Source organism: Streptococcus cameli (genome assembly GCF_053207365.1).
In genome coordinates this window covers 520,477-542,133 of the sequence record NZ_JBRUIM010000001.1, presented here as the reverse complement: position 1 = coordinate 542,133, position 21,657 = coordinate 520,477, and the positions used below count along the sequence as shown (strand labels likewise).

Sequence of the window (21,657 nt, the reverse complement as noted above, 5' to 3'; positions counted from 1 at the left end):
ATATGGTAAAATGTTACTAAGGAAATAAGGAGGCCAACAATGTTTTATTCTGAACTGCACCAAGATACCATGGACCTAACCATTGACTTTTATGGCTACGAAGCCTGTAGCTCACTCTATTCTTTCGGTCCAGCCATCCGGGAAAACTATGTCTTGCATTACATCGAAAAAGGAAAAGGCTACTTTCATTACCAAAACAAGGTTGTTACTTTGCAAGAAGGAGACCTATTTTTGTTAAAACCAAATGAGGTTACTTTTTACCAGGCAGACGAAGCAAATCCTTGGGCCTATTTTTGGATTGGACTAAGTGGTAACAAAGCCAAAGACTACTTTTCCTTATCCCATATCCAAGAAGATGCTTATCTTATCAATACAACGCAACAAGTGACAGGCTCAATCGGACAAGAAATTATCAATCTATTGCAAACTGCAGAATCCAAAGAACATTCCACCCAAAACCATTTGGAATTACTAGGCCATGCCTATCAAATTCTTTATCTCCTAAGTGATTTGGCTCCAAATAAAAGTAAGGTTGAACTCACTCAAACAGAAGAAATTTGCTTGGAATGCCGCCATATCATTGACAAACATTATAATTTAGATGGCCTATCCATTTCTAATATTGCTGATGAACTATCAGTCAACCGTAGCTACCTAACCACCAGTTTTAAAAAGCTCTATCACATTAGTCCCAAAGATTACCTGCTTCAAACCAGGATGAAACGAGCCAAGCAACTCCTTGAAGCCACCGACGAAGCTATCAAGGTTATCTCCTATTCTGTTGGCTACAGGGATCCCCTCTATTTCTCCAAGGCCTTTAAAGACTTTTACAAACAATCTCCCAGCCAATTCCGCCGATCTGGAACAATCCTTTCAGAATAAGAAGTCCATCACATGCAAAAAAGAACATCGATCGATGTTCTGATGTTCTTTTGTGTTGTTATTTGCCTAATTCCTTGGTGCGTAAGAGGGCTTGATTGACAGCTTGTACGGTCGCAGCCTGGAAACCTGCCTCCGTCAAAGCCACTAAGCCTGCGATGGTAGCCCCCCCTGGTGAGGTCACTTGGTCTCGTAAAACAGCAGGATGTTCTTGGCTTTCTTGAACCAATTGGGCAGCCCCTAAAACGGTCTGGCTAGCTAGGGACTGTGCCAACTGAACTGGCAGACCATTTTGCACACCTGCACTGGTCAAGGATTCAATAAATTCATAGACAAATGCAGGTCCGCAGCCAGCAATAGCAGTCGCAGCATCTATCTGATGTTCCGGCAGTTCAATGGTTTGCCCAGATGCCGCCATCCATTCTTGAAAGATCGGAGCGATTGCTGGACGATTGGTGGCAAAGCTTGTCATGCCTTGCCCGATGGCAACGGGTGTGTTGGGCATCATCCGAATGATCGATTGATTCGGAAGCCACTCTTCCAGCTGGGCCAAGGTGATACCCGCAGCCATAGAAATCCAAATAGTGTCTTTCTTGCCTTGGAATTTTTCAGCTTCTTGGGTCAAAAAAGAAGCCATCAGATGTGGTTTAATGCCCAAAAAGATGGCATCGGCAGCTGCAATAATGTCGCTATTAGACAAAACTTGTCCGCCAATTTTTTCTTGAAGGGCCTTTGCCTTTTGAGGATTGTGGTTGCTCAAGAGCAATTCGTATTTTTCTAGTTTGGCAAGAGCCTGAGCAACGGCTCCGCCCATATTGCCCAAACCAATAAATCCAATTTTCATCTTTTCTCGCTTTCTAAGAGACGGATCTCTTATGCTTGTCAATTAAACCTGGAAGAGTTGGAACAAGTTGGATTAAATCCGCACCTGTCCCTCTCCCGTAATAATGTATTTGTAGGTGGTCATTTCACGCAAGCCCATTGGTCCACGCGCATGCATTTTTTGGGTGGAAATCCCCAATTCACAGCCCAAACCAAACTGACCGCCGTCTGTAAAACGGGTCGAAACGTTAACATAAACTGCGGCAGCATCCACATGGCCTGTAAAATAGGCTGCATGTTCTTGATTTTCAGTAACAATGGCCTCACTATGGCCGGTTGAGTGAGCAGCAATGTGTTGAACAGCTTCTTGCACATCTTTCACAACCTTGACAGCTAGGATAAAGTCTAGAAACTCAGTATCAAAATCTGCTGGTCCCGCAGGAACAGCCTGCTTGAAATAGGGTAAAGCAGAGGAGTCTGCTCGGAATTCAACTTTTCCTGCTAGCAAGGATTCGAGTTGCGGTAAAAAGTCAGAAGCCACTTTTTCATGGACTAAGAGAACTTCTTCTGAATTGCAGACGGAAGGACGGCTGGTTTTAGCATTTTCAACAATAGATAAGGCCTTTTCCAAATCCGCAGCCTCGTCAACATAGACATGGCAAATGCCTGTTCCCGTTTCAATGACAGGTACAGTGGCTTGCTCAACAACGGCTTGAATGAGCCCAGCTCCTCCTCTCGGAACCAAGAGATCAATCTTTCCTTTTGCAGTCATCAATTCCATTGCAGAAGACCGACTGGTATCTTGCACCAATTCAATGACCTTCGGAGATAGTCCAGCTTTTTCCAATCCCGTTTTTAAGGCGGTGACAATGGCTTGCGCAGAGCGAATCGCTTCTTTTCCACTGCGTAAAATCACCGCATTCCCGCTCTTAATGGCCAAGGCTGCCGCATCAGATGTGACATTTGGACGGCTTTCATAAATCATCCCAATCAAGCCAAAGGGAATGGATTTTTTGACAATCCGCATTCCATTTTCTGCTTGATGCTCTTCTAAGACCAGGCCGACCGGATCTGGCAAGGCAATCAAGGCACGAATGCCCTCTGCCATATCACTGATCCGTTCCTTGGTTAATAAGAGACGGTCCAACATAACCGTTGTAATCCCAAAATCTTTGGCCTGTACCATGTCCTCTTGATTGGCTACTAGAATCACGTCACTTTGCGCTTCCAATTCACTGGCCATGGCTTCCAGGGCCTTGTTCTTTTCATCTGTCGTTGCCAAATTGATGGCGGCTTTGTGGTCCAATAAACTGTGTAATAAATCCTGTGTCGTCGTCATAGACTCTCCTATCATCTCATCTTATAAACTAACCCAGTCATTGCGGTGGATAAACATACCACCCGTTTGATTGTTTGCCATCCTCTCTTCCAGTTCACGAGAGGAGAGCCGGACACGGCCTTTTCCAATCAGGCGGTGTTGTGTCTGCGAATAAACTTCAACAATGCTACCCGCTTCAAATTCACCTTCCAATGCCCGAATCCCTGCTGACAACAAACTTTTTCCTTGGTGAAGAATGGCTTCTTCCGCTCCTGCATCAATCTCCACCCAAGCATCCACTCGGGCATAAAAAGCCATCCACTGCTGGCGTTGTTTCATGGATTTGGCATCGGCTAAAAAGAGGGTCCCCTTGTTGGTCTGCTCTACGGCTTCCAAAAGTGCTGTATCTTTTTCTGACGAACAAATATAGACTGGGACGCCAGACTTGGTTGCAAGGACCGCAGCCTGCAATTTGGTTGTCATCCCACCTGTACCATTGCTACTTCCAGCGCCTGCTGCCATTTCAAATAATTCTTCGGTGATGGCATCAATCACAGGCAAGTGTTTAGCTGTTGGATCTGTATTAGGATTGGCGGTATAAAGGCCATCTACATCTGTCAGAAGGACCAACAAATCCACTTTTAATAGGGAGGCTACTTGAGCCGATAGGGTGTCATTGTCACCAACCTTGATTTCTTCAATAGCAATGGTGTCATTTTCATTGATGATGGGAATGGCCCGTTGGCGCAAGAGGACTTGGAGAGCCTGGGAAGCATTTTTGTAGCGTCTGGCATCTGCAAAATCGTCCTGGGTCAAAAGGACTTGAGCTGAAACAATCCCGTCCTTCATCAAGTTCTGAGTATATTCTTCAATCAATAATCCTTGCCCAACAGCTGCACTGGCCTGTTTTTCAGCGATTTTTGTAGGTCGTTTTTCAAAACCCAAACGGCGAAAACCAGCTGCAATGGACCCTGAAGTCACCAAGACAATCTGGTGTCCTTGTTGATGAAGCTGCGCTAATTGGTTGGTGATTCGTGCCAACTTAATCCGATCCAAACTCCCATTTTTTTGGGTGAGCGAACTGGTGCCCACTTTAAATACAATCGTTTTTTCTTTCATAGAGCGATTCTTTCCATCAAAATCTTATTAGTAAAGTATAGCACAATTCTACCCTTAAAACTAGAAGAAAAAGAATGGCTAACCATTCTTTCTACTGTTTTTTCTCAAAAAATTCTTTCAAAGAAGAAAATAGTTCTTCTTGCACGACTTCCTTGGTTTGGTATTCCTTTTTAATAAAGGAACGAATCTGACGGCTATAACGCTTTGTTTTTGTCCGATTGTCTAATATCACCACTGCTGAGAATTGACCTTCGTAGCGTTTGGTTCGTCCAATGGCCTGCCGCAACCGCAAGAGCATCATGGGCAATCCGTAGTCATAAAAAGGTTGCTTTCCTTGGTGCTTTAAATAGCGGTTAATTTTTTGTACAAAAAAGTCTTTGGGATTCTCAAAGGGAAGCCGTGAAATAACCTGAATGACTTCTGTTTGTTTGGCAAAATCAACCCCTTCCCAGAACAAGCCCGTTCCAAGAAGCAATTGGGTTTCTCCTTTTTCAAAACGACGTTTTAACAGGGATTCTTCTCCATCACGGTGTTGAGCCAAATGCGCAATAGCCTTTTCCTCTAAAGCATCGGAAACAGCTAGCAAGGTCGCAATAGAGGTAAACAAAACCAAGATTGGCCTCTTCAATGCTTGTAACAAAATGAGTTGCTGACAAATATAATCTGCTTGTTCAACAGCAGTTAATTCTACCAAATCTGGAGAATCTCCTACTAGATAAACAGCTTGATTAGGCTGCTGTTGGTGATCCAGTTTATCACTGGTTACCTCTTTAAAGCCAAGCAAGTCTGAAATCCTTAATTTTTTACTCAATTCCAGGGTCGCACTAATGCAAAAAATCTTGGTTTGTGGCAACAATTCCGACACATTTAATAGATCGAACTGGGTTGCTTTAAACAAAAACTCTCCAGTAGTCCGCTCTTTTTCAATCCAAAACTGCTCATAAAAATCCAACATCCAATGCAGGTTCGCCAATCGTGGGGATAAGGTTGTTAATTCTAGTAAGTTTTGCTGTACCTGTTTGAGCTCACCAGTAACACGCATCAGGGTCTCCCCTTTTTTATGCCGCTCCATCAGGTGAGACAACTCAAACAAACAGCTTTCATACAAACGTTTTTGCAACATATCCTGAGCCTTCTGACCAGCTTCTTCCAGTTCTGTCAATAAGGAAGAAAGGGGTTGCTCATGATTGCTTAATTCTTCAGCTGTCAAAAGGAGTTTTTGGGCCTCATCAATGACCAAGATTCGATTTTCCATCAAATAGGCTTGGTCTTTTATATGGTGCAATAGGTAAGAATGGTTGGTCAACAGAATCTGACTCTCTTGAGCTTTTTTTTGAATCTGTTTAACAAAATCACCATCGACAAACAAGGAATTAATGGCTAAAAATCCATCATGCCTAATCGCATCATAAAAACTAGGCAGGCGGTATTGTTGCTTCAGTTCTGTTAAATCGCCTGTCTCTGTTTCACACAACCAGACCAAAACCTGCTGTTTCAAGCGATTAAAGAGTCGATTACTGTCCTCACGTTGCAACAAGTCATAAAAAACATCTAACTTAATGTAGTGGCGAGGTGATTTTAATGAGCCAATCGAAACGCCAAAAGTATCTTGTAGCTGGCGCCCTTCCTTCTCCATAATCTGATCCTGCAAAATTTTGGTCGGAACAGAAACCAACAATTGCTTTTGCAATTTAGCCAAAAGCGGCAGGAGATAGCCATAGGTCTTTCCAATTCCAGCTTGAGCTTGGATAAAATGAACCTGCCCCTCCTCTTCCAGTCTCTTTTCGACACAGGCAGCAAATGCTGCTTGTAAGGGACGCTCATCTAAGCCTAAGACAGCCAAGTTACTGTCAAAATCAGATGACAGTGCTCTTTTCTCTAACACCCTATCTTCTTTTTTTAAAAAGAGGCCTCCTACTTCCCTATAAGCATCTGCTGGATAGTCTGACATCCCCCCATACACTTCTTCAATAGCGATCCTTGTTTCGTACAAGAGAGAATCCCCAAAAGAAAGGATTTGCCCAATGGTCTGCTTGGGTAACGAAGCTATTTTTTGCTGTATCTTTAGAAAAAGCAGAGCTGTTGCATGGGCATCTGCAATGGCTGTATGAGCATGTGCCAGCTCAATGTTCAATTCCTTTGCTAGATAAGACAAATTGTACTTTTCGAATGTTGGATAAAAGAGTTGTGCCAACTCAACCGTATCAACCCGCGGTGTCCGCAGCTCAAAGCCCTCAAAAAACAATTCCTCTGCTAATAAATTGGCATCAAAGCGGACATTGTGTGCGACAAAAACCGCCTCTCCAATCAGGTCGTAGATCCGTGCAGCTACCTGTCCAAAACTAGGCGCCTGTACCAATCGTTCATTCGTCAAGCCTGTTAAGTCTTGGATATGTTTTGAAATCGGCTCATGTGGGTTTATATCTGTTTCATATTGATTGACAATCTGACCATCTTCAATGACGACAATGCCAACCTGAATAATTCGCGCATCGCTACCTGTTCCTGTTGCCTCTAAATCAACGACAGCGTAGCGATTTTTCATCTGATTACTTGTCATAGTAACCAAATTATAACACAAAATAGCAAAGAGGACATCTTTCTTTGATGGGAAGGACTAGCAAAAAAAAGGCCTTTTTGGTACACTGAAATAGAAAAGGAGAATTGCTATGAACCTACACCAAAGTTTTAATCCAGTTGCTGGAGAAAATACCTATTATCTAGAAAATGATCACCATCTCATTCTTGTCGACCCTGGTAGTGATTGGAATGCCATTCAAGCGGTTATTGATCGCATCAATAAACCAATTGCAGCTATTTTGCTAACCCATACCCATTACGATCATATTCTGAGCCTTGATTTGGTCAGAGAAAAGTACAATCAACCACCTGTATATGTTGCTGAAAGTGAGGCAGACTGGCTCTTTGACCCCGAAAAAAATGGCTTGACACGGCATGATGAATTGGAAAATATCATTCTCCAACCAGCAGAAGAAATCTTTCAATATGACACTCCCTATTCCATTGAAGGTTTTGAATTTTCAGTAGTCCAAACCCCTGGACACTCTATCGGTGGCGTTTCCTTTATTTTCCACGAAGAAGCCTTTGTCATCACTGGCGATGCCTTGTTCAAGGGAACCATCGGTCGAACAGATCTTCCGACAGGGAATTTTGAACAGCTCATTCACAGTATCCAGACACAACTCATGGTGCTACCCACCCATTACAAAGTCTTGCCTGGCCATGGCCCTTCTACCACTATTGGCTATGAGAAACTCTTTAACTCATTTTTAAACTAAACAAAAAAAGCCTTACGGCTTTTTTCTTTAAATTTTCAAGAAACGACGCATGGAAATTGTAGATCCCAAAGCACCAATCACAATTCCAATTAAGAAGAGACTGCCAACCATAGCAGGGATAAACAATCCCATTGGGAACAAGGATAAATTCTGTGTTGCCAAAGTTGGATTGGTGGATTGGAAGACTGCTTGATAGCCAAAATAAACCAAAACAGATGGAACAATTGCTCCTAATAGACCAACCCAAGCGCCTTCTAATAAGAATGGACCACGAATATAAGAATTCTTAGCTCCAACTAAGCGCATGATTTGAATTTCACGGCTACGTGAAATAATGGTGATCCGAATGGTATTGGAAATCAAGAAAATCGCCGTAAAGAGTAAGAGAACCGTTGCCGCAAGCCCCCATGTACGGACCATGGCTGCTAATTTAAAAATCCTTTCCGTCTCAACTTCGCCATCGCGAACTTCTGAGACTCCGTCAATCTTAGCTACTTCTTTTGCTACACTTTTGACAGCCGATGGACTCTTTGTATCAATAATATAAGCATCATACAAAGGATTTGCGTCTCCTTTAAAGAGATTCCAGGTCTCACCCAACTTTTCAGTCAAGTTTTTCAATTGCTCATCTTTACTAGAATAAGTAACGCTTTCAACATCTTTCAAGGCTGAGATTTGATTGTAAATCGAAAGGTAATTTTCGTTTGGAACTTGCTCACCTTGTTCATTAACAACCGTTTCCATTTGATCTGTCGAATCCGCTCTTAAGAAGACATTGATCCGAACATTATTTTCCAAGTCAGAAGCCAATTTTGCTGTATTTAAAATTACTGAAGCAAAGATTCCGACCAAGGTCAAGGTAATTGTTACAGACGAAATCGCTGCAACTGTCATCCAACCATTTCGCTTCAAGCTCTTTAATGACTCAATAAAATGGCTAAAAAATCGTCTAATCATTATATCCGTATTCTCCTTCTGCTTCATCCCGTACGACACGACCATCTTCAATCGCAATCACACGATGGCGGAGGGTATTTACAATCTGGCTATTATGTGTCGCCATCAAGATTGTTGTCCCTTGTAGGTTAATCCGCTCCAACAAATTCATAATTTCCCATGAATTTTCTGGATCCAAGTTACCAGTTGGCTCATCCGCAATCAATACTTTTGGATTGTTGACAATCGCACGGGCAATTGCAATCCGTTGTTGCTCACCACCTGACAATTCATTTGGGAAAGAGCGGATTTTGTGTTTTAAACCAACTAAATCCAAAACTTCCATAACCCGTTTTTTGATGTTACGTGGTTTTTCTCCGATAACTTCCATAGCATAGGCAATGTTTTCAAATACAGTTTTTCGTGGTAACAGTTTGTAATCCTGGAAGACAACTCCCACACTACGACGCAACATTGGAACATCTTTTTTCTTGATTTTTCCTAAGTTAAACTTACCAACTTTCAACATTCCCTTATCAAACTTTTCTTCACGGTATAACAATTTAATAAAGGTTGATTTCCCAGCTCCAGATGGACCTACAATATAGGCAAATTCACCTGGTTCCACATTGATTGACACCCCTCTAAGGGCGGTTGTTCCGTTTCCATATTTTTTAGAAACGTCTTTCATTTCAATAATTCCCATAAGATTTTCTGTCTTGCGACAGTCCTTTCTTTCATTTAGCGAATACGCCATTTCAAATAGGCGTCAATAAAGCCTTCGATATCACCATCCATGACCTTATCAACTTGAGCCACTTCAAAGTTTGTTCGGTGGTCTTTTACCATGGTATAAGGTGTAAAAACATAGGAGCGAATCTGACTTCCCCAGCTGATTTCTTGTTTGTCACCTTTTAAGGCATCGACTTCAGCTGCTTTTTTCTCTTGTTCCAATTGGTAGAGCTTAGCTTGCAGCATCTTCATGGCCCGGTCTCGGTTTCCATATTGGGTCCGATCGACCGTAGATGCTACTACAATTCCGGTTGGAATATGGGTCAAACGTACACCTGTCGAAACCTTATTGACGTTCTGACCACCAGCGCCCCCACTTCGGAAGGTATCCATTTTAATGTCGTCCTCCCGAATGTCCACTTCAATTGTATCATCCAATTCTGGCATCACCTCGACAGAAGTAAAGGAAGTATGGCGGCGTTTTGCCGAGTCAAATGGTGAAATTCGTACCAAGCGGTGAACACCCATTTCTGACTTTAAAAAGCCATAGGCATTTGGACCTTCAAAAGAGAGGGTCACAGATTTAATACCAGCCTCATCTCCTGATTGGTAATCCAAGGTTTCGACCTTATAACCCTTAGCATTCCCAAAACGCATGTACATGCGCATGAGCATCTCGCCCCAATCCTGAGCCTCTGTTCCACCAGATCCTGGATGGATTTCCAAGATCGCATTGTTGTGGTCATAAGGTTCAGAAAGAAGCAAGGTCATCTCATAGCTTGCCATCATTTTTTCCAATTCGGCCAAGTTTTCAACCAGCTCATCATGAACCGATTCGTCTTCTGCTAAAAAATCCCTGAGAATCTCAGATTCATCCAACAAATCAATCATTTTATGAAATTGCTGATAGGTATTCTTTAACTCATTGAGTTCTTGAGATGTCTTTTGCGCTGCTAAATTGTCATTCCAAAAATCAGGTTCGGTCATCTTATGTTCCAAGATAGCAATTTCTTCTTCTAAGCCATCTAAGTCAAAGAGACCCCCTGAATGAGTCCAATTTGGCAGACAGCATCTCGATTTTTTGTCTAATTTCTGCTGTGTCCATCGTTACCTCATTCTATTTTTTGTCCCAAAGGACTCTATCTTATTTATTCTATCACATTTGTAGCCCTTTGGCTATCTTCATAAACGCATCACGCTCCGCGATAATATCTGGATGATCTGTCTTGATGTCTTCAATAAAGGACACCATCTCATCACTAGGCTGTTTGACAATCTGACTCAGTGCCCAAATCGCCGTTGCGACATGAATGGGATTTTGCATCTTGTCAATAATTTCTAAGAGCTTGGGAATGGCAGAGCGGTCGTGGGCATTCGCAAGAGCAATAATAGCGTTGCGTTGCAAAATGTTTTTGCCTCGCCAGGAGCCCGCTATCTGACCAAACTTCTCTTTGAACTGTCCGTTGGACAAGTCCAAAAATGGCAGTAACTCGGGTTCTGCTAAGTCAGGATCAATCTCCACAATGGGCGGATTGTAAATCCCCTTATTATAGGGACAACAAATCTGGCAAATATCACATCCATAAATAACCGTTTTGATTTTTTTGCGAAATTCAAGATCCATCATTCCCTTATCTTGGGTTTGAAATGACAGGCAACGTCTGGCATTCATCGAACCGTCTCCAATCAAACAAGAGGTCGGACAGACATCCACGCAGCGATTGCAATCTCCGCAGCCATAGTCAACAGGCTGATCTGGTTCAATCTCCAAATTCGTAATCAGTTCCCCCAAAAACATGTAGGAACCAAACTCTTTGGAAATCACCAGGCCACTCTTACCAATAAAGCCAATCCCAGCTCTTTGAGCTACTGCTGTATCCACCAGGGCTCCAGTATCTACCATGCCCTTGTATTCAAAATCAGCAGTCAACTCCTCAATGGCACGGGCTAGTCGTTCCATTTTATCCTGTAAGATGTAATGGTAATCCACACCCCAGGAACTGGGACTAAACTTACCACGTTTGTATTGGCTTTTTTCTGGTTTGACGGGAAGCGTCCTCGGATAAGCCACTGCAATCGAAATAATGGTTTTAGCACTTTCCAAGGTCAATCTCGGATCCAGCCGTTCCTCGATATTTTTGTGTTCAAATCCAGAAGAACGCCCTTCCTCAATCGAAGCCCGCAAAGATTTTTCCAAATAATCAAAATTATCCGCAGTTGTAAAACCGATTTTTGAAATACCAATTTCTTGCGACAATTCTCTAATTTTTTCTTTTAAATTCATCACTTTCATTGTAACAAAATTAACTGTAAAATCAAAAATATCCCCTCGTATGACAAGGACATTGCTACATTATAGCAGAAAAAAGCACTGATTAGGTTACAATTCCGTAACGTTTCATGCCCCATGTTACAAATGGCTTACAATTTCAGCAAAAAACACCTCATCAGAGTGAGGTGCTTCATAAACATTAAAATGAACGGTAACTACTGCTAGTTTGCACGGCCATTTGCAATTTCTCTAAATTCTTGCGTTTGGTCACTCCCATAATTAAGAACCAATCAACAATCGGCCAAATACCAAATGTAAACCAAGATAAACATAACTTTGCAACTCCTAACCCAATATCGCCAACATAAAAACGATCGATACCAAAACTACCAAGAAAAATAGAAAAGATGAGGGCAACAATTGGATTTTTCATTTCAATCGATAACAGATAGGATTGTTGTCTTTCATCCATTTGCTCCAATTGCTGACGAAGAACAGGGATGGATTGGGCAGGTAAGTTAGTCGCATTTGCCGCTAAAAATGAATCTATGAAAACAGACATAATATCTCCTTTATTATTTTCCTATAAGCATACACTAAAAATAAGAATCTGTAAACACTCTTATGATTTTTCTTGCATCAAATGACGTAGTTCCAAAGCTCTTTCAGGTTTATCTGTAATAATCGCTGCTACTTTTTTGTGAAAAGCTTTTTCCATCATTTCCTCATCATTAACCGTCCACAATCGAACGCGTTTTCTTACTTTTTTCCCCTCTCTAAAATACCACTTATGTGATAGGTGCAGAGCACCAATAAAAGGAAGAATTCCTGACCAAAAGAGCAAATGGCTATCCCTTGATAATAAATAAGCCTTCTCTCCCTTCCAATCTACAAGGTGCATATTGAATAAGGATCGCAGACTAAATGACGAATACATCACCTTGAACGGCCATTTTTTTGATGTTAAAATCCTACCAATCTTCTTTTCAATACCCTTATAGCGATAGACGGATGTTTTTAATTCAATGTTGAGATGCCCTTTGAAGTCTTTTTTCTCTAATAGTTCAAATACTTCTAGTAAGGTTGGTATCTGCTCTCCAGCAAATTCAGGTGCAAACCAAGAGCCTGCATCCAGTGCTTTTAACTGAGCAAGGGTTTTATCTTTTACTTTTCCTTTTCCATCTGTCGTGCGATTTACAGTTTCATCATGAATCACAACGACATGCCCATCCTGACTAAGGTGAACATCCAATTCAATTCCATCCGCATGTACACGAACAGCTTCTTCAAAAGCAGAAAGGGTATTTTCTGGTCGATTAATCCGACTCCCTCTATGCGCTACAATCTCTGTCATACTCTTTTCCATTCTTTTACTTTTCCTTATTGTATTGTACCATATTTCTTGCCAAATACACCTATACGACAGCTTTTGGCTATGATATAATAACACCAAGAGGTTCATCATTATGGCTATTCATATTTTAAGAAGAACTGGAATTTTAGGTCCATGGGGACAACTGTTTTTAGCAGTAGACCAAACAGAGATTTCCCCTATCGAAAATAATCAGTCCATTCGCATCGAGCTGCCCTATTATCCTGCTAAATTAGAAATTGTAGGGGATGCCAAGTCTGCGATTGTGACCAGTAACCACCAGTTTTGGATATTGGAAAACCATCCACTCTATCAAATCCTTTGTTGCCTAGCGCTTCTATTAGGATTTTTTTCCTGGTGGCTACCTGTTTTTTGGTTAAAAATAAGTTGTATCTGTTTTGCTCTGTTGCTTAGTTTAATCGCAATGGTATTGGTGCCACGTTTTCGATTTAGACCTGTTAGAAAAGCAAATTTCAGCATCAAGGAGTTATCTGTATGAAGATCACATTGATTCGTGCCACATCCTGGTGGCACTTTGCAAATACTGTCTCTATTTACCACGAGAAAAAATGCCTTCAATCACTGGAGATAAATGAGAAAACGACACTTCATATTGCCTCAAAAGACGAAATTATTCTCTCTGTCTCCCAAGCACTTTTTGCTCCTAAGGCTCAATTGACGGACGGTGATACACTTCTCATCTCGTCAAACCCCTTCCCTATCTACTTTCTACTGATTGCTACTATTTTGGCCTTCTTTCTTTCCAACTACTATGATTGGACCCGTATCGCTTGGTACATTTCAATTGCCCTTGCACATCTATTTCCTCGTTACCATTTGCAGAAAATTCCTGCTACAAAAGCATAAAAAATCAGATTCTTTCGAATCTGATTTTTTGTTTAAATAGCTTTTTTATCCATACCTAAAGCACGTTGAAGCAATTTCACGATTTCAACTAAGACAAACATACCAAAGCTTCCAATCAAGACAACTGTCCATTGTGTCATATCAAGGTGACTAACATGGAAGATTTTCTCAAGGAATGGAATGGTCAATGTTGAAATGAGTAGCAACAAGGATCCCACGATTGACCAGTTAAAGGTTTTGTTTTTGAATGGACCAACTGTAAAGACAGATTGGTAAACAGACTTCACGTTAAAGGCATGTACTAATTGGATCAAACCAAGTGTCGCATAAGCCATCGTCAAAGCATCTGCGTGAATTTCAGCGTAGCTAGAATGAACTGGGTTTGCAATCGCATAAGCATACACTCCAAGAACTAAAGCAGCTTGGAAGATACCTTGGTAGGCAATCGCGCCAAGAACACCACCTGAAAAGAAGCTTGAATTGCGTCCACGAGGTTTATTTTTCATGACACCAGGTTCAGCTGGCTCCATACCCAAAGCAATGGCTGGAAGCGTATCGGTTACCAAGTTGATCCACAAGAGGTGAACTGGCTCCAGAACATCCCATCCGAAGAGGGTTGCAAGGAAGATACAAAGTACCTCAGCAGTATTAGCTGAAAGCAAGTATTGAACTGTTTTTTGGATATTGGAGAAGACCTTACGTCCTTCTTCAACCGCTACGATAATCGTTGCAAAGTTATCATCAGCAAGGACCATGTCAGAAGCACCTTTGGATACTTCTGTACCTGTAATCCCCATACCGATACCGATATCAGCCGTCTTAAGGGATGGTGCATCGTTTACTCCGTCACCTGTCATGGCAACGACTTTTCCTTCATTTTGCCAAGCCTTCACGATACGCACCTTGTGCTCTGGAGACACACGTGCATACACAGAGTATTGTTTGAAGACTTTTTGGAATTCTTCGTCTGTCAATTCATTGAGTTCTGCACCTGTAAAGACATGGTCTTCTGTATCATTTGGATCAATGATTCCAAGACGTTTGGCAATCGCTTCAGCTGTATCTTGGTGGTCACCGGTGATCATGATTGGACGGATTCCAGCTTCTTTTGCAACCCGAACTGCTTCAGCTGCTTCTGGACGCTCAGGGTCAATCATACCAACCAAACCAGCAAAGATAAGGTCATTTTCAACCACTTCAGATGTCAACGAAGTTGGTACAGCGCTCTCATACTTGTAAGCCATCATAAGGACACGAAGAGCTTGTTTTGCAAGAGACTTGTTGGTTGCCAGAATCTCTTGGCGGTCTTCTTCTGTAATTGGGCGAACTTGACCGTCAATAGAAATCTGTGTCACTCGTTTCAAGAGCTGGTCTGGCGCACCCTTAACAGCTACAAAAATACGACCATCCGCTTGCGAGTGAAGTGTAGACATAAGCTTGCGGTCTGAGTCAAACGGAATTTCCGCTACACGTGGCTCAGCTTTCAAGGCTTGACGAACATCAAAGTCTTTGTCCCAACCAAATTGTACCAAGGCAGTCTCTGTTGGATCACCAATTAGTTTTCCTTCTTGGTCAAACTTGGTATCATTGGCAAAGTTCATAACACGAAGCGTCATGCTTTCATGTGAAATCGGCTCTGCCGCATCAGACATGCTACCATTTTGGTAAACTTTTTCAACCGTCATCTTGTTCATGGTAAGGGTACCAGTCTTGTCAGATGCGATGATTTCAGTGGAGCCAAGCGTTTCAACAGCTGGCAATTTACGGATAATCGAGTTCCGCTTTGCTAACACTGTCGAGCCAATCGACAAGACAACTGTAACAATAGCTGGAAGTCCTTCTGGAATCGCTGCAACAGCAAGAGCAACAGCCGTCATCAATCCTTCTAGTGGAGCTGTGCCACGTAAGAAGACTGCAACAATAAAGGTAATCGCTGCAATGACCAAAATCACATAAGTCAATACTTTTGATAGTTGGTTGAGATTTTGCTTGAGCGGTGTATCTGACTCATCTGCATTTGCAAGCATGTTGGCAATATGCCCAACCTCTGTGTACATACCTGTGTTGGTTACAACACCAAGACCACGACCATAAGTCACGTTTGAGTTTTGGTAACCCATGTTGACACGGTCACCAATACCTGCATCTTCCTCTAATTGAACAGAAAGGTCTTTTTCAACAGGAACAGATTCACCTGTGAGGGCCGCTTCTTCAATCTTGAGAGAGTTGGCTTCTAAAAGACGCATATCTGCTGGGACCACATCCCCTGCTTCCAACATGACAATATCACCAGGAACCAACTCTTTTGAGTCAACTTCCTTGGCATGACCGTCACGAAGAACACGGGCACTTGGACTAGACATGGACTTAAGGGCATCAATTGCTGCTTCCGCTTTTCCTTCTTGGTAAACACCAAAACCAGCATTCAAGACAACCACCAAGAGAATAATAATGGCATCTGTCAAACCATGCATTCCCTCTGTCACGACAGACAGTGCCGCTGCGGCCAAGAGGATAATAATCATCAAATCCTTAAATTGGTCTAAGAATTTTTGAAGAAGAGTCCGCTTTTCAGCCTCTTCCAATTCGTTGCGGCCATATGCTGCCAAACGCTCTTGGGCTTGTGCACTTGTCAGACCCTCAGTTGTTGTATCTAATTTAGATAAAACTTCTGTTTCTGTCAGCGTGTAAAACGTGTCACGCAATTGTTCTTTTGACAATAGTTTTCTCCTTTTTAGCCCCTTTTCCAAAAGAAAAAGAGACCTGTTTTATTAAAACAAGTCTCGCTATTTAAGATTATGCCGGAATAATTCGGAATGACGACATAATCACGGTAAGACCGCTAGCTACTCCCTCGATTTACATTCTATTATAGCAAATTTTCATTTTTTTTCAAGAATGAAAAACTATGAAAATTGTTTTAAAATGTTACATCCAAGAAATCGTCATCTTATACGAAGCAAAAATCCCTTCTCCTTCTAACTGTTTTAAGTCATAGTGTAGGACAATCTGCTGTTGCAAGAGGTCTTGCTGGTAATGACTGGTAGCTGTCACAAAATGTTGAATCCCCATTGGAGTCGGGAGGGTAATTATCGCCTCTTCCTCTTTTATGAATCGCATGATGGTCTTTGGATTGGAAAAACGTGTCATGTGCAATTCTGTCGCAGTAGACTTCATCATCACTTTCTCTTTTTCATCGTTTGTATAAACGAGAAAGAATGCTCCATTTTTTTCAGTTACCTCAACAGGAAACTGCTGTTCAATGACTTCCATTTCCCCATCCAGTTGAATTTCATTTTTTAAATAAATCTGCACCATTTCTTCCTTACTTTCTTTTTTCTCTTTCTCATTTTAAGCTAAAGGCTCTCATTTGTAAAGAAAGAGACCAGTCTCATTAGACCAGGAAAAAAAGAAGAAGTCAGACAATTTGCGACTTATTTGATATAATAGAAGAATGATTGAAAAAGTATTTCGTGACCCTGTTCACAACTACATTCACGTTAATCACGACGTGATTTACAAACTCATCAATACCAAAGAATTTCAACGACTACGCCGCATCAAACAATTAGGAACCACTTCCTATACCTTCCACGGGGGTGAGCATAGCCGTTTTTCGCATTGTCTTGGTGCCTATGAAATTGCCAGACGCATTACCCAAAATTTTGAAAAAAAACACGCAGACAAATGGGAAAAAAGTGAATCTCTCCTTACCATGGTCTCAGCCTTGCTACACGATATTGGTCACGGTGCCTATTCCCATACCTTTGAGCGGCTCTTTGATACGGACCATGAAGAGATGACCTGTGCCATCATTACGGATTCAGAAACCGAGGTCAATCAAATTTTGTGTCAAATTTCTGCTGATTTTCCAGAAAAAGTGGCCAGCGTTATCCGACACACCTATCCAAATAAACAAGTTGTACAGCTGATCTCCAGCCAAATTGATGTGGATCGCATGGATTACTTGCTAAGGGATTCTTATTTTACAGGTGTCAACTATGGGCAGTTTGATTTAACACGCATTTTGCGGGTCATTCGCCCAACTGAAAATGGTATCTCCTTTCTGGATTCAGGAATGCATGCTGTGGAAGACTATGTTGTTAGTCGCTACCAGATGTACATGCAAGTTTACTTTCACCCTGCTAGCCGCTCCATGGAAGTTCTTTTACAAAATCTATTGGACAGAGCTAAGGTGCTCTACCCTGTTGAAAAGACTTTTTTCACCGCTTCTTCTCCTCGTCTGATCCCATTTTTTGAGCACCGCTATACCTTAGCGGATTACTTAGGGTTGGATGATGGCGTGATGAACAGTTATTTCCAAGCCTGGGTTGACGGACCAGATAAGACCCTCTCTGATTTAGCGCAACGCTATATCAATCGCAAGGTTTTTAAGTCCATTACCTTTGAGCCAGCCATGGAGACTCAACTGGATTGCCTACGGGAAATTGTAGCTGAAGTTGGTTTTGACCCGGAATATTACACAGCTGTTCACCATAATTTCGACCTTCCCTATGATGTCTACCGTCCTGATGCGGAGAAAAAACGGACACAGATTGAAATGATCTGTAAAGACGACTCCAAGATTGAGCTCTCTCAACTATCTCCCCTTGTCAATGCTTTATCAGGAACAATCCACGGAGACAGTCGCTTTTATTTTCCAAAAGAAATGCTGGAAGATATCGGGATTTTTACCGACCAACAAGCCCAGTTTTTACAATACATTCACAACGACCATTTTATACCTGGAGGAACAAATGACCATTAAACTTGTGGCTATCGATTTAGATGGCACCTTGCTCAATTCCAAAAAAGAAATCACGCCAGCAGTATTTGAAGCTATTCAAGATGCGAAAAAAGCAGGTGTTAAAATTGTGATTACAACGGGGCGCCCTATTTCAGGCGTTAAGCAAATCCTAACTGACCTGCACTTGACTGACCCTGGTGATTATGTCATCACTTTTAACGGTGGTCTCGTCCAAGACGCTGCGACGCAAGAGGACATTTTACGCGAAACCCTTCGCTATGATGAATACCTAGATATTGAATTCACTGCCAGAAAATTGGCCTTGCCCCTGCATGCCAGTGCAAAAGAAGGCATGTATACAGCTAATCGAAACATTGGCAAATATACCATGTATGAAGCCATGCTAGTTGATTCACCGCTCTTTTATCGAACTCCAGAGGAAATGGCAGAAACAACGATTATTAAAACCATGATGGTCGATGAACCTGAAAGATTAGACCAAAAAATCGAAGAGTTGCCAGCTGACTTTTATCAGCGTTTCAACATTTCAAAATCAGCTCCCTTTTACCTCGAAATTACCCCTAAAACAGCCAGCAAGGGCCAAGCTCTTAAAAGCCTGGCGACCTATCTGGGGTATTCAATCAGTGAAACCATGGCTATTGGCGATGAGGAAAATGACCGTTCTATGTTAGAAATGGCTGGATGTGCAGTGGTCATGGAAAACGGGGCAGCAGCCTTAAAAGAAATCGCAACACACATCACCAAATCAAACGAAGAAAACGGCGTAGCCTACGCCATCAGAGAGTGGGTATTAAAATAAATGTATACATATCAAACGGGCATCTCTGCCTATGACCATGACGAATTTGTCAAAAATCATCCCCAAGTCAACCTATTACAAAGCAGTTCTTGGGCGACCATTAAAGATTCTTGGGGCAATGAGCGGGTTGGTTTTTACCAAGACGGCCAATTGTGTGCCGTTGCTTCCATCTTGATTCAGCCACTACCACTTGGCTTTACTATGATGTACATCCCTCGTGGGCCTGTAATGGACTATGCGGACACGGAGTTGGTTGCCTTTGTCATTGCCTCCCTAAAGAAGATTGCTAAAAAACACAGCGCAGTCTTTATCAAATTTGACCCTTCGATTATTTTAAGACAATATGCCTTAGCAGATGCTCAAACAGCAACAGAAGACACAACTGTCTTAAACTTTATTGAAAATCTTAAACAAGCTGGTGCTATTTGGTCGGGACGAACAAGCGATATGGCAGATACAATTCAGCCGCGTTACCAAGCCAAAGTCTTTACCTCAGAAAACGTACTTTCTAACTTTCCAAAACACACTCAGCGTCTCATGAAAGATGCCATCAACCGTGGTGTGGTGACCACGCGTGGCTCTATTGAAGAACTTCCTGAATTTGCTAGTATCATTGCCTTGACGGAAAATCGAAAAGGAGTGGCTCTTCGAAATGAAGACTACTTCAAAAAAATTATGACCGTTTATGGTAAAGACGCATATTTGCATTTGGCTAAAGTGCACTTGTCAAATCGATTGGAAGAATACAAAGAACAGCTTCTTCAAATTACAAAGGAATTGGACGAAACAGCACCACACCAGAAAAAACGCCTAACCAAATTAAGCCAACAAAAAGCGTCCGTCGAAAAATACATCACAGAATTTACAGGTTTTGTTGAAAAATATGATGATGAATTGGTTATCGCTGGTATCTTATCCATCAAGTTCGGAAATAGCATGGAAATGCTCTATGCAGGAATGAATGATGAATTTAAAAAATTCTATCCACAATATTCCCTTTACCCCAAAGTCTTTACAGATGCATATGAAGATGGTATCGTTTGGGCCAATATGGGCGGGGTTGAAGGAAGCTTGGAAGATGGTTTGACCAAATTCAAAGCAAATTTTGCTCCTGCCTTTGAAGAATACATGGGTGAATTTGACATTCCAGCCAATCCAATTCTGTATCGATTATCGATTTTCGCTTATAACCTTCGGAAAAAATTAAGGAATAAACACTAATGGCTTTAAATATTTTAAGCATAGAAGAATACCAACAACACGCAGAAAAACAAGTAGAACGATCTTTCCTACAAACAGAAGAAATGGCTCAACTGTTGCAAAAAAGAGGCATGACAGTGCAACGGATTGGTTTGGTAAAAAATAATGAAATCCGTGTCGCAGGACTCTTATACAGCATTCCGATGACAGGTGGACTTCATATGGAAATAAACGGCGGGCCAAGCACCCTCTATCCTGAAGATTTAGCCGAATTTTACAGCTTGTTAAAGGATTATGCCAAAGAAAACGGGGCTCTACAATTGATTGTCAAACCCTACCAAACCTACCAGAGTTTTGACAGCAATGGTGAACCAATCAGCCAACAAAAAGAACAACTTCTCTCTGATTTAACCAAATCTGGTTATCAATTTGATGGCCTAAAAACTGGTTACCCAGGAGGAGAGCCAGATTGGCATTACGTCAAAGATTTAGCTGGCTTAACCAAGGATACCCTTCGCAAATCCTTTAGTAAAAAAGGTCGTCCACTTGCAAACAAAACAGCATCTTTTGGTATCACGACTAAGAAATTAAACCGAGATGAACTAGTTATCTTTAAAGAGATTACAGAAGCAACTTCCGAAAGACGGGAATATGAAGATAAACCCCTTGACTATTATGAAGCCTTCTACGATTCCTTTGGCGATAACTGCGAATTTATGATTGCCAGCATCAATTTCAAAGATTATCATACCATCATTGATGCAGAACACAAACAAATACAAGCAGAATTAGATGCGATTGCTGAAAAAATTGCCCAAGGGGTGAATTCAGCTAAAGTAAATACCCAACAAGCTCAATTGCAAAAGAAAATCCTCACCTTCGAACAACGCTTACACGAAGCCAACGATTTGGTAGAAAAATACGGTGACCAAGACGTCACACTTGCTGGAAGTCTGTTCATCTATACACCTCAAGAAACTGTTTATCTATTTAGTGGATCTTACCCTGAGTTTAATAAATTTTATGCACCTGTTGCTCTACAAGAATACGTCATGCAAGAAAGTATCCGACGTGGTATTTCTTTTTATACCTTATTAGGTGTACAAGGAATTTTTGATGGGTCAGACGGCGTCTTACGCTTTAAACAAAACTTCAATGGTTACATTGTCCGAAAGATGGGAACTTTCCGCTATTACCCAAATCCCATTAAATACAAATTACTCCAAGGAATCAAAAAATTACTTGGAAGAAACTAAAAAAACAGTCCTCGGACT

General features: G+C 41.6%; 20 protein-coding genes. 8 read left to right on the top strand and 12 right to left on the bottom strand.

Annotated elements, in window-relative coordinates; genetic code table 11:
* Positions 1-39 precede the first annotated feature (39 nt).
* Positions 40-882 (top strand): AraC family transcriptional regulator, encoded by an 843-nt coding sequence (locus ACVR1I_RS02780; RefSeq protein WP_447442523.1) that lies wholly within the window; start codon positions 40-42, stop codon positions 880-882.
* A gap of 58 nt (positions 883-940) precedes the next feature.
* Here ACVR1I_RS02780 and proC read toward each other — a convergent pair whose 3' ends face one another.
* The 4 genes from proC to ACVR1I_RS02760 form a co-directional block, all read right to left on the bottom strand.
* Positions 941-1,723, bottom strand: coding sequence for a pyrroline-5-carboxylate reductase (proC, locus tag ACVR1I_RS02775; RefSeq protein ID WP_447442522.1), 783 nt, complete (start codon positions 1,721-1,723; stop codon positions 941-943).
* A gap of 72 nt (positions 1,724-1,795) precedes the next feature.
* A complete protein-coding gene (locus ACVR1I_RS02770) occupies positions 1,796-3,040 on the bottom strand; it encodes a glutamate-5-semialdehyde dehydrogenase (protein ID WP_447442521.1) in 1,245 nt (414 codons plus the stop codon).
* A gap of 21 nt (positions 3,041-3,061) precedes the next feature.
* A complete protein-coding gene (gene proB, locus ACVR1I_RS02765) occupies positions 3,062-4,138 on the bottom strand; it encodes a glutamate 5-kinase (RefSeq protein WP_447442520.1) in 1,077 nt (358 codons plus the stop codon).
* A gap of 91 nt (positions 4,139-4,229) precedes the next feature.
* Positions 4,230-6,683, bottom strand: coding sequence for a bifunctional DnaQ family exonuclease/ATP-dependent helicase (locus ACVR1I_RS02760; protein ID WP_447442519.1), 2,454 nt, complete (start codon positions 6,681-6,683; stop codon positions 4,230-4,232).
* Positions 6,684-6,807: 124 nt separating this feature from the next.
* Here ACVR1I_RS02760 and ACVR1I_RS02755 point away from each other — a divergent pair, with 124 nt between their 5' ends.
* Complete coding sequence (locus tag ACVR1I_RS02755) at positions 6,808-7,437, top strand: MBL fold metallo-hydrolase (protein WP_447442518.1); 630 nt, start codon at positions 6,808-6,810, stop codon at positions 7,435-7,437.
* A gap of 27 nt (positions 7,438-7,464) precedes the next feature.
* On the opposite strand, the gene ftsX is transcribed toward ACVR1I_RS02755, so the two are convergent.
* The 6 genes from ftsX to ACVR1I_RS02725 all read right to left on the bottom strand — a co-directional run bounded on the left by ftsX (position 7,465) and on the right by ACVR1I_RS02725 (position 12,731).
* Positions 7,465-8,394, bottom strand: a complete 930-nt coding sequence (gene ftsX / locus ACVR1I_RS02750; protein ID WP_447442517.1) for a permease-like cell division protein FtsX — start codon at positions 8,392-8,394, stop codon at positions 7,465-7,467.
* Positions 8,387-9,079: a cell division ATP-binding protein FtsE gene (gene ftsE, locus ACVR1I_RS02745; protein WP_447442516.1), complete on the bottom strand. Its 693-nt coding sequence runs from the start codon at positions 9,077-9,079 to the stop codon at positions 8,387-8,389. The genes ftsX and ftsE overlap by 8 nt, the downstream gene beginning before the upstream one ends.
* A 35-nt stretch (positions 9,080-9,114) precedes the next feature.
* Positions 9,115-10,210, bottom strand: a protein-coding gene (gene prfB, locus ACVR1I_RS02740) for a peptide chain release factor 2 (protein ID WP_447442515.1) whose coding sequence is annotated in 2 segments (ribosomal slippage) — positions 9,115-10,137 and positions 10,139-10,210 — 1,095 coding nt in all. Because the reading frame shifts where the segments join, the coding sequence is not laid out codon by codon here.
* 51 nt (positions 10,211-10,261) lie between these two features.
* Positions 10,262-11,389 carry a tRNA epoxyqueuosine(34) reductase QueG gene (gene queG, locus ACVR1I_RS02735; RefSeq protein WP_447442514.1) on the bottom strand — a complete coding sequence of 376 codons (1,128 nt, stop codon included), beginning with the start codon at positions 11,387-11,389 and terminating at the stop codon, positions 10,262-10,264.
* A 187-nt stretch (positions 11,390-11,576) separates the two neighbouring features.
* On the bottom strand, positions 11,577-11,939 hold the full coding sequence (locus ACVR1I_RS02730; RefSeq protein WP_447442513.1) for a TM2 domain-containing protein: 363 nt from the start codon (positions 11,937-11,939) through the stop codon (positions 11,577-11,579).
* Positions 11,940-11,999: 60 nt separating this feature from the next.
* Positions 12,000-12,731 (bottom strand): glycerophosphodiester phosphodiesterase, encoded by a 732-nt coding sequence (locus ACVR1I_RS02725; RefSeq protein WP_447442512.1) that lies wholly within the window; start codon positions 12,729-12,731, stop codon positions 12,000-12,002.
* Positions 12,732-12,843: 112 nt separating this feature from the next.
* Between ACVR1I_RS02725 and ACVR1I_RS02720 the strand changes: the two genes are divergently transcribed.
* Both ACVR1I_RS02720 and ACVR1I_RS02715 read left to right on the top strand, forming a co-directional pair.
* On the top strand, positions 12,844-13,248 hold the full coding sequence (locus ACVR1I_RS02720) for a hypothetical protein (protein WP_447442511.1): 405 nt from the start codon (positions 12,844-12,846) through the stop codon (positions 13,246-13,248).
* Positions 13,245-13,616 (top strand): hypothetical protein, encoded by a 372-nt coding sequence (locus ACVR1I_RS02715; RefSeq protein ID WP_447442510.1) that lies wholly within the window; start codon positions 13,245-13,247, stop codon positions 13,614-13,616. Before ACVR1I_RS02720 ends, ACVR1I_RS02715 begins: the two co-directional genes overlap by 4 nt.
* A gap of 32 nt (positions 13,617-13,648) precedes the next feature.
* On the opposite strand, the gene ACVR1I_RS02710 is transcribed toward ACVR1I_RS02715, so the two are convergent.
* Together ACVR1I_RS02710 and ACVR1I_RS02705 are read right to left on the bottom strand one after the other, a co-directional pair.
* Positions 13,649-16,336 (bottom strand): cation-translocating P-type ATPase, encoded by a 2,688-nt coding sequence (locus ACVR1I_RS02710; RefSeq protein WP_447442509.1) that lies wholly within the window; start codon positions 16,334-16,336, stop codon positions 13,649-13,651.
* Positions 16,337-16,544: 208 nt separating this feature from the next.
* Positions 16,545-16,931, bottom strand: a complete 387-nt coding sequence (locus ACVR1I_RS02705; RefSeq protein WP_447442508.1) for a YwiB family protein — start codon at positions 16,929-16,931, stop codon at positions 16,545-16,547.
* Positions 16,932-17,070: 139 nt separating this feature from the next.
* Between ACVR1I_RS02705 and ACVR1I_RS02700 the strand changes: the two genes are divergently transcribed.
* Genes ACVR1I_RS02700 through ACVR1I_RS02685 form a run of 4 tightly spaced genes read left to right on the top strand, consistent with a single transcriptional unit; the run spans position 17,071 to position 21,639 of the window.
* On the top strand, positions 17,071-18,384 hold the full coding sequence (locus tag ACVR1I_RS02700) for an HD domain-containing protein (RefSeq protein ID WP_447442507.1): 1,314 nt from the start codon (positions 17,071-17,073) through the stop codon (positions 18,382-18,384).
* Positions 18,374-19,183, top strand: coding sequence for a sugar-phosphatase (gene yidA / locus ACVR1I_RS02695; RefSeq protein ID WP_447442506.1), 810 nt, complete (start codon positions 18,374-18,376; stop codon positions 19,181-19,183). The genes ACVR1I_RS02700 and yidA overlap by 11 nt, the downstream gene beginning before the upstream one ends.
* Positions 19,184-20,404, top strand: coding sequence for an aminoacyltransferase (locus ACVR1I_RS02690; protein ID WP_447442505.1), 1,221 nt, complete (start codon positions 19,184-19,186; stop codon positions 20,402-20,404).
* Positions 20,404-21,639 carry an aminoacyltransferase gene (locus tag ACVR1I_RS02685; RefSeq protein WP_447442504.1) on the top strand — a complete coding sequence of 412 codons (1,236 nt, stop codon included), beginning with the start codon at positions 20,404-20,406 and terminating at the stop codon, positions 21,637-21,639. Before ACVR1I_RS02690 ends, ACVR1I_RS02685 begins: the two co-directional genes overlap by 1 nt.
* The last annotated feature ends 18 nt before the right edge of the window (positions 21,640-21,657 follow it).

Bases quoted from the DNA above. Each gene is read 5' to 3' on its own strand.
- ACVR1I_RS02715 (WP_447442510.1), top strand. From the start codon at position 13,245: ATGAAGATCACATTGATTCGTGCCACATCCTGGTGGCACTTTGCAAAT.
- queG (WP_447442514.1), bottom strand. From the start codon at position 11,389: ATGAATTTAAAAGAAAAAATTAGAGAATTGTCGCAAGAAATTGGTATT.
- ACVR1I_RS02730 (WP_447442513.1), bottom strand. From the start codon at position 11,939: ATGTCTGTTTTCATAGATTCATTTTTAGCGGCAAATGCGACTAACTTA.
- ftsX (WP_447442517.1), bottom strand. From the start codon at position 8,394: ATGATTAGACGATTTTTTAGCCATTTTATTGAGTCATTAAAGAGCTTG.
- ACVR1I_RS02755 (WP_447442518.1), top strand. From the start codon at position 6,808: ATGAACCTACACCAAAGTTTTAATCCAGTTGCTGGAGAAAATACCTAT.
- yidA (WP_447442506.1), top strand. From the start codon at position 18,374: ATGACCATTAAACTTGTGGCTATCGATTTAGATGGCACCTTGCTCAAT.
- ACVR1I_RS02720 (WP_447442511.1), top strand. From the start codon at position 12,844: ATGGCTATTCATATTTTAAGAAGAACTGGAATTTTAGGTCCATGGGGA.
- ACVR1I_RS02690 (WP_447442505.1), top strand. From the start codon at position 19,184: ATGTATACATATCAAACGGGCATCTCTGCCTATGACCATGACGAATTT.
- ftsE (WP_447442516.1), bottom strand. From the start codon at position 9,079: ATGGGAATTATTGAAATGAAAGACGTTTCTAAAAAATATGGAAACGGA.
- ACVR1I_RS02760 (WP_447442519.1), bottom strand. From the start codon at position 6,683: ATGAAAAATCGCTACGCTGTCGTTGATTTAGAGGCAACAGGAACAGGT.
- ACVR1I_RS02685 (WP_447442504.1), top strand. From the start codon at position 20,404: ATGGCTTTAAATATTTTAAGCATAGAAGAATACCAACAACACGCAGAA.
- ACVR1I_RS02700 (WP_447442507.1), top strand. From the start codon at position 17,071: ATGATTGAAAAAGTATTTCGTGACCCTGTTCACAACTACATTCACGTT.
- proB (WP_447442520.1), bottom strand. From the start codon at position 4,138: ATGAAAGAAAAAACGATTGTATTTAAAGTGGGCACCAGTTCGCTCACC.
- proC (WP_447442522.1), bottom strand. From the start codon at position 1,723: ATGAAAATTGGATTTATTGGTTTGGGCAATATGGGCGGAGCCGTTGCT.
- ACVR1I_RS02725 (WP_447442512.1), bottom strand. From the start codon at position 12,731: ATGACAGAGATTGTAGCGCATAGAGGGAGTCGGATTAATCGACCAGAA.
- ACVR1I_RS02780 (WP_447442523.1), top strand. From the start codon at position 40: ATGTTTTATTCTGAACTGCACCAAGATACCATGGACCTAACCATTGAC.
- ACVR1I_RS02770 (WP_447442521.1), bottom strand. From the start codon at position 3,040: ATGACGACGACACAGGATTTATTACACAGTTTATTGGACCACAAAGCC.